We start from the raw sequence: 12,319 nt of genomic DNA on the forward strand, positions 1-12,319 counted from the left end.
GCGCGCGCAGGGCGACGTGCCGGGTCTGGCCGCCCTCGACGAGCGGCTCCCGGAGGCCCTGCTGCTGGGCTCGCCCGACACGGCGGCCCGGCTCGTCGCACGCTGGGTCGAGCCGCTCGACTCCCTGCCGACCACCGAGCGCCGCGCCCTGCTCGAGACGCTGACGGCGTGGGTCGCCCACGCCGGGTCGGCGACCCGCACCGCGGCCGCCGTGCACTGCCACCGCAACACCGTCGTCAACCGGCTGCGCCGCGTCACCGACGTCACCGGGATCCCGCTGGCCGACGACACCCCGCCCCTCGAGCTCGACCTCGCGCTGCGTGCCCATCGGATGGGACTCGCGGTCACATCCCACCCACCCGGGTGAAATCCTGTGCAGTCTGCACAGTCACATCGGTGTGATGGTGGGCACTGAGCCGATGGTGCCGGCTGGGTGATGGCTGTCACAGTGGGGGTCACGAACGCTGCTCACCTGGACCGCGCACCTCGGAGGTCCGGGTCGTTCGCCATCATGGGGATGTGACATGACTCAAACAAGCGACGGCTCCAGCCCGTCCAGCGACCTGCACAACGACACCGATGCCGCCTCGGGCGGTCTCGGACGCCGGAAGTTCCTCGGCTACGTGATGGCGGGCAGCACGCTCGTCGTCGCCGCCGACATCACGGCCGGCCGGCCGGCACGGGCCGCCGTACCCTCCGACCCGCAGATCCCGGAGGCCTACGACCTCGAGGACCTGCAGACCGACTCGGCCCTGCCGACCTCACAGCTCATCACGGTCACGATCACCAAGGAGGGGCGCGCCAAGTTCGCGCTCCCGCGCACCGAGGTGGGCCAGGGCATCATCACCTCGACGGCGATGATCCTCGCCGAGGAGCTCGACCTCCCGTTCGACAAGGTCGACGTCACGCTCGCACCGGCTCGGCCCGAGCTGCTGCTCAACCAGCTCACAGGCGGGTCTAACACGACCTTCTCGACCTACACCCCGATCCGGGTGGCGGCGGCGATCGCCCGTGGGCGACTCATCGAGGCCGCTGCGATCCTCTTCGGCACGACGGCCGACCGCCTCACGACGACCGGCGGCGTGGTCAGTGACGCGCTGGGCAACCAGGCGACCTACGGCCAGCTCGCCTCGGCGGCCGCCAGCCAGGTCGTCGAGGCGGTCGAGGTGGTGCTGCGGCCCAAGGAGGACTTCAAGGTCATCGGGCGGCCGCGCAACCGCACCGACGCCCGCGCGGCCGTCACCGGCCAGAAGGACTTCACCACCGACCTCCAGGTCCCGGGCGCCAAGCCGACCATGGTCTGCCGCGCCCCGGAGCACGGCGGCACCCCGAAGCGCCTCAACAACAGGGCCAAGATCCTCCGGATGCCCGGCGTCACCCACGTCGCGCAGGTCCCCACGGGCATCGCGGTGCGGGCCAACACGTTCGGCCAGTGCATCGACGCCATCCGCGAGATGGACGTGACCTGGAACAACGGGCCGGTCCACGGCTGGTCCGACGCCACCGTGCTCAACAAGCTGCGCAAGGGGGAGCTGCCGCTGGTCGTCCCCGACGTCCCGGTGCTCGCCCAGACCATCAACACCAACTTCGCGTTCGCCTTCCGCAGCAGCGCCGCGCTCGAGACCTACTCGGCCATCGCCGACGTACGCCCCGACAAGGCGACCATCTGGGCCGGGCTCAAGGTGCCGATCCTGGCCCAGCAGCGGGTCGCCGAGGCGATCGGCATGTCGCAGGACAAGGTCAAGGTCAACGTCATCACCGGTGGCGGCTCGTTCGGTCACAAGCTGTTCGGTGACCACGCCATCGAGGCCGCCCGCATCTCCAAGGCGATGAAGGTGCCGGTCAAGCTCATGTGGCACCGCGCCGACGAGCCCCGCCAGGGCCGGCTGCACCCGATGGCCACCTCGCGGATCCGTGCCACCGTGCTCAACGGGCAGGTGCTCAGCTTCGAGCAGCGTCACACCAGCGTGACCACCGACTTCAGCCACGGCCTCGGCGAGATGATCACCTCGCAGGCCGACGAGCTCGACCCGCTCGGGATCGGCGGCTTCGGCTTCGCCGAGACGATCTTCACGCTCACCCAGGAGCTGCCCTACAACTTCGGCCTCGTGACCCAGCTGCTCAACGAGCCGCTGGAGTTCGAGGACAAGTTCAGCACCGGCAGCATGCGCAACATCTACTCGCCCGACACGTGCGTCGCGGCCGAGCTGACGATCGACCAGATCGCCAACAAGCTTGGTAAGGACCCGGTCGCGTTCCGCCTCTCGATGCTCAAGAACGAGCGGGTCAAGGCGGCGCTGCGCAAGGTCGCCGAGGAGGGCAGCTGGGGTCGCAAGATGACCCCCGGCACGGCCCAGGGCGTGGCGATCCACAAGGAGTACAAGGGCTGCACCGCGGTCCTCGTCGAGATCGACACCCGTCCCCAGACCGTCAACCGCGACCTCGGCAAGGAGACCGTCACCGGTCCCCGCGTCACCAAGGTCGTCATCGCCGTCGACGCCGGGCTGGTCATCAACCCGCGTGGCCTCGAGGCGCAGATGCAGGGCGGGGCCATGGACGGCATCGCGCTGACGCTCACCAGCAGCTGCCACCTCAAGGACGGCCGGTTCCTCGAGGCGAGCTGGGACAACTACTTCTACACGCGGCAGTGGAACGTCCCGCCCAAGGTCGAGATCCACATCGTCAAGAGCGACTCCGACACCCCCGGCGGCGCCGGGGAGGCCGCGGTCGGCTCGACCGCCGCCGCGGTGGCGTGCGCCTACGCCCGGGCCACCAAGCGGCTTCCGACGTTCTTCCCGATCAACCACGGCGAGATCAGCTTCAAGCCCAAGTCGTTCGTGCCCCCCGTTCCCCAGTCGCCGACCAACGGCCTCAAGCTCGCCCGCTAGGGACGAAGGAGACAGACCATGCCCAAGCAGACCTTCATCCTCAACGGCAAGCCCGTGACCGTGAGCGTCAACGACGACGTCCGGCTCCTCTGGGTGCTGCGCGACCTGCTCGGGGTCACCGGCCCCAAGTACGGCTGCGGCATCAACGTGTGCAAGGCGTGCACCTCGCACATCAACGGCAAGGCGTTCAACCCGTGCGCCACCAGGGTCGGCGACCTCAAGCCCAAGGACCGCGTCACCACCATCGAGGGCCTGGCCAAGACCACGCCCGGTGACCTGCACCCGATGCAGCAGGCCTGGATCGACCGCGACGTGGTGCAGTGCGGCTACTGCCAGCCCGGTCAGATCATGCAGGCCGTGGCCCTGGTCAAGCGCGTACGTCGGGAGGGGCGCGACATCCGCGACTCCGACCTCGACTCCATCCGCAACATCTGTCGCTGCGGCACGTACGTCCGCATCCGCGAGGCCATCGAGCAGGGCGCCCGCAAGATGCGGTAGCGCAGGCGTGGCCGACGAAGTCGGCACCGCCGTCGCGCTATCGGGTTGAGGAGCGACGAACCCCCGCGAGCTCGCTCGCGGGGGTTCGATCGCGTCTCGAAACCCTTGGGGCAGGTCATGACGTGAAGTTGGGACTCGCCGGGACGAACGTTTCGCCATGAGTCGACTTTCTCAGTAGACTTACCCCATGGTTGTCACGCGTCTCCCGAGGCCCGCCGCGGCGGCGTACGCCCCCGGACCCCACCACCGGGTCGCCGTCATCGGTGGCGGTGCGAGCGGGGTCCTGAACGCGATCAACCTCCTCGGACGCAGCGCCGACCCCGGCCTGCGGGTCGAGATCCACGAGGCGTCGGGCATCGTCGGGCGCGGCATCGCCTACGGCACCAACGACCCGCGCCACCTGCTCAACGTGCGCTCGCGCCACATGAGCGCGTTCCCCGACATCCCGTCCGACCTCATCGAGTGGGCCCGGCGCACCGGTCGCAGCGAGGACCCGCAGGCGTTCCTGCCGCGGCTCGACTTCGCGACCTACCTCCAGGACCGGCTCGCCCAGGTCGCCGACCACCGGCTGACCATCTGCGCCGGCCGCGTCGAGGACGTCGTCCCGGTCGGCGGGCAGTTCGAGATCCGGACCAGCGACGTCACCAGCACCGCTGACAGCGTCGTGCTCGCCTACGGCAACCAGCGGCCCAAGGCCCTCGTCCTCGACGGCGACCAGCTGCCCGCGGCCTCCTGGCACCTCCCCAACCCGTGGGACCTCGGGGCGCTCCGCGTCCTCCCCGACGACGCGACCATCGTGGTCGTCGGCACCGGCCTCACCGCCGTCGACACCGTCATCACGCTGCTCGAGGAGGGCCCGCGACGTCGCGTCGTGATGGTCAGCCGCCAGGGCCAGCTGCCCCGCGCCCACGTCGCGCAGCTCTCCACCGCCTGGGTCCAGCCCGTGCCCGAGGGCCCGCTGACCGCCGACCTGCTCGCCGACCACGTCAAGGAGCAGATCGCCGCGGCCGCGAGCCAAGGCGTCGGCTGGCGCGCCGTCGTCGACGGCCTGCGCGCCGCGACCACGCCGCTCTGGAAGCGCCTGCCGCTCGCCGAGCGCCGCCGGTTCCTCGAGGTCCACGCCCGCGAGTGGGAGGTACGCCGTCACCGGATGGCCCCCGAGGTCGCCGCCCGCATCCGCGCCTACGAGGACGACGGTCGGCTGAGCGTGCTCGGCGGCGGCATCGCCTCGATCGCCGACCGCGGCGACCGCTGCCAGGTCCTGGTCGGCGACGCACCCACCCCCATCGTCGCCCAGGCCCTCGTCAACTGCACCGGCCCCGCCACCGACATCACCCGCAGCCACGACCCGCTCCTCCTCGCCCTGCGCGAGCGCGGCCTGGTCACCCCCGACCCGCTCCACCTCGGCATCGACACCCTCGACGGCGGCGAGCTCGTCGACGAGACCGGTCGCGCCGTCCCCGGCCTCTTCGCCGTCGGCCCGCCCCGCAAGGGCACGCTCTGGGAGTCGACCGCCATCCCCGAGATCCGCGCCCAGGCCGCCGCCGTCGCCGACGGGATCATCGCCCGCTCGGCCCTCGGCGTCGACGTGCTCCGCGGCATCACCGGTGACCTGGGGTCGACCCACCCGAGCGCTGCCGCGCCCGCCTGAGGCTGCTAGGCGCGCGGACAGCCCGACCGCGGACGACGCAGGGTCAGCGAGGACCGCGCCGAGCGACATACCGACCTCACGGCGGGGACGGCAGGAACACCCGGAACGTCGAGCCCTTGCCCAGCTCGGACTCCACCTCGATCCGGCCGCCGTGCCGCTCGACGATCCGGCGGCAGATGGTGAGACCCAGACCGGTGCCGGGCTGGGCGACGGCCTGCGGGTTGGTCGAGCGGAAGAACTCGGTGAAGAGCCGCTCCTGGTCGGCGGCCGAGATGCCGATGCCCTGGTCGGCGACGGCCAGCTCGACCTCCCCGAGGTGCTGGACGAGGGAGAGCGAGATCGTGCTGCCCTTGGGGGAGTACTTCACCGCGTTGCTCACCAGGTTGGTCAGCACCCGGTCGAGGTCGGTCACGTCGCAGCAGACCATCACCTCGCCCTCGGGCGCCGAGACCTCGAGGGTCAGGTCGCGGCGGGCGGCGGCGACGCGGGTGAGCTCGAGCGCGTCGAGGAGCACGGGTACGGCGTCCATCGGCTCGGTCGGCTTGGCGCCCTCGGGGTCCTCCACCTCGGAGAGCAGCAGCAGGTCGTCGACGACGCGGCCCATCCGGCGCGCGGCGCGGTCGAGCGCGTCGATCGAGCGGCGGGCGTCGCCGATGATCGAGGGGTCGGCGTCGAGCATCTCGACGTAGCCCATGACCGCGCTGAGCGGGTTCTTGAGCTCGTGGGAGACGGTGCTCAGCACCTGTGACTTGTACGTCGCCAGGCGGCGCAGCTCCGTGACGAGCTCCTGGCCCCTGATGAGGTTGCGCGAGTTGACGACGGCCTGGCCGATGTCGCGGGCGATGTCGAGCGCACCGGCCTGCTCGTCGGGGCTCCAGTGCTGGTTGGGGTCCTTGCGGCCGAGGATGACGTGTCCCAGGCTCTCGTGCCCGGCGCCGAGCGGGACGAGCATCGTCGTGCCGAGCCCGACGGCCACCCGGGCCGCCTCGCTCGCCTCGTAGGCGGCGTCGCCGATCTCCGGGTCGGGGGTCAGCTGCTCGCCCACGATGATGACCCGCTGGGCCGTCCAGGCGCTGCGCGACGACGCGCGGATGGTCTCCTTGACGTCCGGGGGCAGGTCGGACGGCGGGCTGCCGGCCTCGGGCAGGCCCTCGGTGGGATAGGTGCGGATGGCCAGGAAGTCGGCGCGGAACCCCTCGAGCAGCGGGTGCCGGCAGTCGTCGAGCACGCTCTCGAGGTCGTCCTGCGACGTCGCGAACCGCACGACCCGGCGAGCGGCCTCGGCCAGCCGGATCCGCTCCGCCAGCTCGTCACGGTCGACCGCCATCCGCAGGGCCCGCTCCGCCTGCACGGCGTAGCGCTGCAGCAGGTCGCGCTGGGTCGGCCCCGGCCGGCGCTGGCTCATCGGCACGTCGATCGACAGCAGTCCGATCATCGCGTCGGCCTGGTCGTAGAGCGGCGCGATCAGCAGGTCGAGCGGGTGCCAGGCGTCGGGCGCGTCGATCGGCGTGAGGTCCGGGACCCAGCCGTGGGTGCGGACGTCGAGCGCGAGCCGCTCGTGCGGGACGAAGCGGAAACGGCCCCAGTCGTCGGCTCGGTCGAGCTCGGGCAGCACCATCGCGACCGGCGTCGTCAGGCCGAGCATCGCGGTCGTGGCGTCGTTGCTGCCCTCGACCGAGACGGCGAACATCTGCTCGCCGCGGACCACGCTGATGATCGCGATCTCGAAGCCCACCATCTCGGCCACCGAGGAGGCGACCAGGTCGAGGGCGTCACGAGACCCGGCGTCTGACCAGCTGGTGACGTCGATCTGGGGACGGGGGAGAGGGGAGCCGTCGGTCAAGCTGTGACCTCGTGGTGTCGGGGGGCACCTCCAGCGTAGGCCGCTACGGGTGATTAAGCAGGCAGTTCGAGAATCAGGGACATCCGAGGGCGACCGATACGATGGTGTCGTGCCCTTCCAGAGCTCTCGCTCCCGGCCCGGTGGTGACGGTCGGCTGACCGCGGCACTCGACCCTCACGACCAGGGACCCCAGGACGCGTGCGGCGTCTTCGGTGTCTGGGCGCCGGGCGAGGACGTCGCCAAGCTGACCTACTTCGGGCTCTACGCGCTCCAGCACCGTGGCCAGGAGTCGGCCGGCATCGCGGTCAGCAACGGCCGCCAGATCCTGGTCTATAAGGACATGGGCCTGGTCTCGCAGGTCTTCGACGAGACCACGCTCAACTCGCTCAAGGGCCACCTCGCCGTCGGGCACGCGCGCTACTCGACGACCGGCGCCAGCACCTGGGAGAACGCGCAGCCGACGTTCCGCCCGACGTTCGACGGCTCGATCGCCCTCGGCCACAACGGCAACCTGATCAACACCCACGAGCTGCGCGAGCTCGTCGACGCCCTGCCCGGTCCCGAGGACGAGCTCGAGCTCCACACCCGTCCCGGCAACGTCGCCACCAACGACACCAGCCTGGTGACGGCGTTGCTGGCCCACCACCCCGACACCACCCTCGAGCAGCGGGCCCTCGAGGTCCTGCCGCTCCTCCAGGGCGCGTTCTGCTTCGTCTGGATGAACGAGAACACGCTCTACGCCGCCCGCGACCCCCAGGGCATCCGCCCGCTGGTCCTGGGTCGGCTCGACCGCGGCTGGGTCGTCGCGAGCGAGGACGCCGCCCTCGCCACCATCGGTGCCAGCGTCGTCCGCGAGGTCGAGCCCGGCGAGATGATCGTCATCGACGAGAACGGCCTGCGCTCCCACCACTTCGCCGAGCCCGACCGCAAGGGCTGCGTGTTCGAGTACGTCTACCTCGCCCGCCCCGACGCCACGATCAGCGGCCGCAGCGTGCACGAGTCGCGGGTCGAGATGGGTCGCCAGCTCGCCCGCGAGTTCCCCGTCGAGGCCGACCTGGTGATCCCGGTCCCCGAGTCGGGCACGCCCGCCGCTGCTGGCTACGCCGAGGAGAGCGGCATCCCGTTCGGCCAGGGCTTCGTCAAGAACGCCTACGTCGGCCGTACGTTCATCCAGCCCAGCCAGACCCTGCGCCAGCTCGGCATCCGGCTCAAGCTCAACGCCCTCGACCACATGATCCGCGGCAAGCGCATCGTCGTGGTCGACGACTCGATCGTGCGCGGCAACACCCAGCGGGCCCAGGTGAGGATGCTCCGCGAGGCCGGTGCGCGCGAGGTCCACGTGCGCATCTCGAGCCCGCCCGTGAAGTGGCCGTGCTTCTACGGCATCGACTTCGCCACCCGCGCCGAGCTCATCGCCAACGGCCTCAGCCCGTCCGAGATCGCGGCCAGCGTGGGCGCCGACAGCCTCGGCTACATCTCCCTCGAGGGCATGATCGGCGCCACCAAGCAGTCGACCGACACCCTGTGCCAGGCCTGCTTCACCGGCACGTACCCGATCGCCCTGCCCGACGAGAGCCTCTTGGGCAAGCACCTGCTCGAGACCTCGATCCAGTCGCCCACGCACGGCAAGGCCCTGCCCGTGCTCAACAACCCGTGACACCACCCGTCACACCACCCGTGAGGACGGCCGCGTGAGCGATCAGACCCAGAACGCCTACGCCCGTGCCGGCGTCGACATCGACGCCGCCGACACGGCGATCGAGCTGATGAAGGGCTGGGTCGCCAAGGCGAGCCGACCCGAGGTCATCGGCGGCCTGGGCGGGTTCGCCGGGCTGTTCGACGCGAGCGCGCTCACCAGGTTCGACCGCCCGCTGCTGGCGACCTCGACCGACGGCGTCGGCACCAAGGTCGCGATCGCCCAGGCCATGGACAAGCACGACACCATTGGCTTCGACCTCGTCGGCATGGTCGTCGACGACCTCGTCGTCTGCGGCGCCGAGCCGCTCTTCATGACCGACTACATCGCCACCGGCCGCGTCGTGCCCGAGCGGATCGCCGCGATCGTCAAGGGCATCGCCGAGGCCTGCCTCGAGGCCGGCTGCGCGCTCGTCGGCGGCGAGACCGCCGAGCACCCCGGCCTGCTGGGGCCCGATGACTACGACGTCGCCGGAGCCGCCACCGGCGTCGTCGAGGCCGACCGCCTCCTCGGCCCCGGACGGGTCCGTCCCGGTGACGCCGTCATCGCGATCGCGTCGTCCGGCCTCCACTCCAACGGCTACTCCCTGGTGCGCCACGTGCTGCTCCAGGAGGCCGGCTGGACCCTCGACCGCGACGTGCCCGAGCTCGGCCGCACCCTCGGCGAGGAGCTGCTCGAGCCGACCCGCATCTACGCCAAGGCGTGCCTCGCCCTCGCCGACCACACCGAGCTCCACGCGATGGCCCACGTCACCGGCGGCGGCCTCGCCGCCAACCTCGCGCGCGTGCTGCCCGCCGAGCTGCGCGCGACCCTCGAGCGCGCCACCTGGAATCCAGCGCCGGTCTTCGACCTCGTCCGCCGGGTCGGCAACCTCACCCAGGCCGACCTCGAGTCGACCCTCAACTGCGGGGTCGGCATGGTCGTCCTCTGCCCGCCCGACTCGGTCGACCCGGCCCTCCACCTGCTCGACGGACTGGGCCTCAAGGCGTGGGTCGCGGGCCAGGTCGACGTCGACCCTGAGCAGGCCGCCACGGTCCGGATGGCGGGCCAGCACCCCGACTGGTGACCCCTGTGGCGAAATTCTCGGGACCAAACCGGGAACCCGTGTGCCGGAACAGACGTGCAACAGGTAGCGTTGTCCCCACGAGATCCTGTTGAGAGAGCCCGGGACGCCCTGCGCGCCCGGCCAAGTGTGCGAGGGGGCTGGACCCTATGGGCCGCGGCCGAGCGAAAGCCAAGCAGACGAAGGTCGCGCGCGACCTGAAGTACCGTACTCACGAGACGGACTTCGGGGCGCTGGCCAAGGAGCTGCACGGCGACGAAGACAGTCCAGACCCCGTGGCCGAAGAGCTGCCTGACGAATGGTCGGACTACGCCGACCGGTCTCGGGACTGACGCTTCCTCCCTCCAGGACCTCCGTGAGCCGTTGGCTCGTGGGCTTTGCCAGCGCGCCCGTACGTCGGCTGAGGTGCGAGCGCAGCGAGCCTCGAAGCCACGTCTGTCTCGACGAGTCATTCGGGGTCCGGGTCGGGTGGCCGCGCGCGTAGCAGACCGCGTCTCGGCGTCAAGGACGCTTCGCGCCGCTTCGCGGTCGCCTGCGGCGATCCTTGACCCCGAGCCACTCGCGGTCTGCTTCTCGGCGCGCAACGGCGAGGCCTCGCAAGCTCGGCTCGCCGTCGCCTGCGCGGCCACCCGACCCGGCGGTGCGTGAGCCACCGTTCTGGTCGATCGGACGTCCCGGTTCGGTGGCGTGCGCACCGCTCACTCGGGTCGGCTCGGGTGGGCGGTGTGTGAGCCACCGTTCTGGCCGATCTGACGGACGGGTTCGGTGGCTGACGCACCGCCCGGCACAGGCCTGGGCCGGCCACCCGACCCCGAATGACCCAAGGCCGAGCAAGACCAAGCCACAAAGCGCCAGCTCAGCGCCAGCTCAGCGCCACACGTACGCCAGACCTACGCCAGCCAGATCCCCCGCAACCGACCCACCTCACGCATCCGCTGCTCGGCGAGCCGGTCGGCGGCGATGGCGGGGGGTACGCCGTCGGAGGCGGCGAGCTCGAGGACGGCGCGGGTGGTGTCGTAGATGGTCGCGGCGCGCTGCTGCGCGCGCTCGAACGAGAACCCCTGCAGCTCGTCGGCGACCTGGATGAGGCCGCCGGCGTTGACGCAGTAGTCGGGGGCGTAGACGATGCCGCGGTCGGCGAGGGTCTTCTCGACGCCGGGGTGGGCGAGCTGGTTGTTGGCGGCGCCGCACACGACGCGTGCCGAGAGCACGTCGACGACCTCGTCGGTCAGCGCGTGGCCGAGGGCGCAGGGGGCATAGACGTCGAGGGCCGAGGCGACGAGCTCGTCGGTCGAGCCGACGGACCGCACGCCCGGGTGCTCGTCGAGGACCCGGTCGACGGCGGGCTGCCAGACGTCGGTGACGACGACCTGGGCTCCGGCCTCGACGAGGTGCCCGACGAGGTGGCGGCCGACCTTGCCGACGCCGGCCACGCCCACGACCCTGCCCTTGAGGGAGGGTGTGCCCCAGGCCGACTCGGCGGCGGCGAGCATTCCGCGGAAGACGCCGTAGGCCGTGAGCACCGAGCTGTCGCCGGCCCCACCCTGGGCGACGGTCCGGCCGGTGACCCAGGAGCACTCGCGGGCGACGTGGTCCATGTCCTCGGAGTAGGTGCCGACGTCGCAGGCGGTGAGGTAGCGACCGGACAGCGACTGCACGAAGCGGCCGTAGGCGCGCAGCAGCGCCTCGGACTTGAGCGTCGCCGGGTCGCCGATGATGACGGCCTTGCCGCCCCCGAGGTCGAGGCCGGCGAGCGCGGCCTTGTAGGACATGCCGCGCGAGAGGTCGAGCACGTCGGCGAGGGCGTCGGCCGTCGAGGCGTAGGGGTGGAAGCGGGTGCCACCGAGCGCCGGGCCGAGGGCGGTCGAGTGGATCGCGACGATGGCGCGCAGTCCGGTGGCCGGGTCGTTGGCGAAGACGACCTGCTCGTGGTCGGCGCCGAGCTCGAAGACGTCAGAGGTCGTCGGCAGCTGCTGAGACATGGATGGTGTCCAATTCGGTGGGGTGGTCGACCACGGGGTGGGTGGTCTCGAAGCGGTCCGCAGGGGTGGCGCGGGCCTTCTGCCACGATACCGGCATGTCGCCGCGTCAGCTGTGGGCGCTGTACGAGCCCGTCCACGCCGTCACCTACTTCGCCCCGGAGGCCCAGCAGGCCTTCGCCGAGGCCGGCCTGCGCGGGTTCTGGCGTGGTTACTTCGCCGGTCGTACGGCGCCGCTGGGCCCGGTCGGCCCAGCGCCGGTGACCGCGCTCTACGCCGGGTTCGCCCCGGCCATGGTCGAGCGGGCGCTCCCGGGGGTCTGGGACCTCGTCACGCCCGAGCGGGCGCTGGCCGTGCGCCTCGACGGCGCGGTTGCCGCGCTGGCCCGGCTGACCGACGGCCTCGACGACCAGGTGGCGGAGGCGGCGCCCCTGCTGCGGGCCGCGGCCGAGGCGGCCGAGGTCGGCGGTCGCGCGCTCGGTGAGGCCAACGCGGGCCTGCCCTGGCCCGACGCGCCGCTCGCCGTGCTCTGGCAGGCCGCGACCGTGCTCCGTGAGGTCCGCGGCGACGGCCACGTCGCCGCCCAGCTGACCGCCGGGCTCTCCGGCCTCGAGACGATGGTGTTGCGCAGCGGTCACGACCTCGACCGCACGGTCCTCCAGCCCCACCGCGGCTGGACCGACGACGACTGGACCGCCGCC

General features: G+C 71.6%; 9 protein-coding genes and 1 pseudogene. 8 read left to right on the forward strand and 2 right to left on the reverse strand.

The genetic code is table 11. The features are described 5' to 3' along the window. The 4 genes from Q7T52_RS13650 to Q7T52_RS13665 all read left to right on the forward strand — a co-directional run. The coding region (locus tag Q7T52_RS13650; RefSeq protein ID WP_304803371.1) for a helix-turn-helix domain-containing protein at positions 1-367 on the forward strand (367 nt) is incomplete at its 5' end. 157 nt (positions 368-524) lie between these two features. After that, complete coding sequence (locus Q7T52_RS13655) at positions 525-2,888, forward strand: molybdopterin cofactor-binding domain-containing protein (protein ID WP_304803373.1); 2,364 nt, start codon at positions 525-527, stop codon at positions 2,886-2,888. A gap of 18 nt (positions 2,889-2,906) precedes the next feature. Beyond that, on the forward strand, positions 2,907-3,386 hold the full coding sequence (locus Q7T52_RS13660) for a (2Fe-2S)-binding protein (RefSeq protein WP_304803375.1): 480 nt from the start codon (positions 2,907-2,909) through the stop codon (positions 3,384-3,386). A 187-nt stretch (positions 3,387-3,573) separates the two neighbouring features. Then, positions 3,574-5,037 carry an FAD/NAD(P)-binding protein gene (locus Q7T52_RS13665; RefSeq protein ID WP_304803377.1) on the forward strand — a complete coding sequence of 488 codons (1,464 nt, stop codon included), beginning with the start codon at positions 3,574-3,576 and terminating at the stop codon, positions 5,035-5,037. A 76-nt stretch (positions 5,038-5,113) separates the two neighbouring features. On the opposite strand, the gene Q7T52_RS13670 is transcribed toward Q7T52_RS13665, so the two are convergent. After that, positions 5,114-6,880, reverse strand: a complete 1,767-nt coding sequence (locus Q7T52_RS13670; protein ID WP_304803379.1) for a cell wall metabolism sensor histidine kinase WalK — start codon at positions 6,878-6,880, stop codon at positions 5,114-5,116. Positions 6,881-6,989: 109 nt separating this feature from the next. Here Q7T52_RS13670 and purF point away from each other — a divergent pair, with 109 nt between their 5' ends. From purF to Q7T52_RS13685, 3 genes are all read left to right on the forward strand, one after another. Beyond that, a complete protein-coding gene (gene purF, locus Q7T52_RS13675; protein WP_304803382.1) occupies positions 6,990-8,537 on the forward strand; it encodes an amidophosphoribosyltransferase in 1,548 nt (515 codons plus the stop codon). Positions 8,538-8,571: 34 nt separating this feature from the next. Then, entirely contained in the window at positions 8,572-9,642 is a 1,071-nt protein-coding gene (gene purM / locus Q7T52_RS13680) for a phosphoribosylformylglycinamidine cyclo-ligase (protein ID WP_304803384.1), read from the forward strand. A gap of 146 nt (positions 9,643-9,788) precedes the next feature. Beyond that, complete coding sequence (locus Q7T52_RS13685) at positions 9,789-9,971, forward strand: DUF3073 domain-containing protein (RefSeq protein ID WP_304803386.1); 183 nt, start codon at positions 9,789-9,791, stop codon at positions 9,969-9,971. 558 nt (positions 9,972-10,529) lie between these two features. Here Q7T52_RS13685 and Q7T52_RS13690 read toward each other — a convergent pair. Continuing rightward, on the reverse strand, positions 10,530-11,621 hold the full coding sequence (locus tag Q7T52_RS13690; protein ID WP_304803388.1) for a Glu/Leu/Phe/Val dehydrogenase: 1,092 nt from the start codon (positions 11,619-11,621) through the stop codon (positions 10,530-10,532). A 95-nt stretch (positions 11,622-11,716) separates the two neighbouring features. Here Q7T52_RS13690 and Q7T52_RS13695 point away from each other — a divergent pair. Continuing rightward, positions 11,717-12,319, forward strand: a pseudogene (locus tag Q7T52_RS13695) (hypothetical protein); the annotation flags it as partial.

The organism is Nocardioides sp., assembly GCF_030655615.1.
GTDB lineage: Bacteria > Actinomycetota > Actinomycetes > Propionibacteriales > Nocardioidaceae > Nocardioides.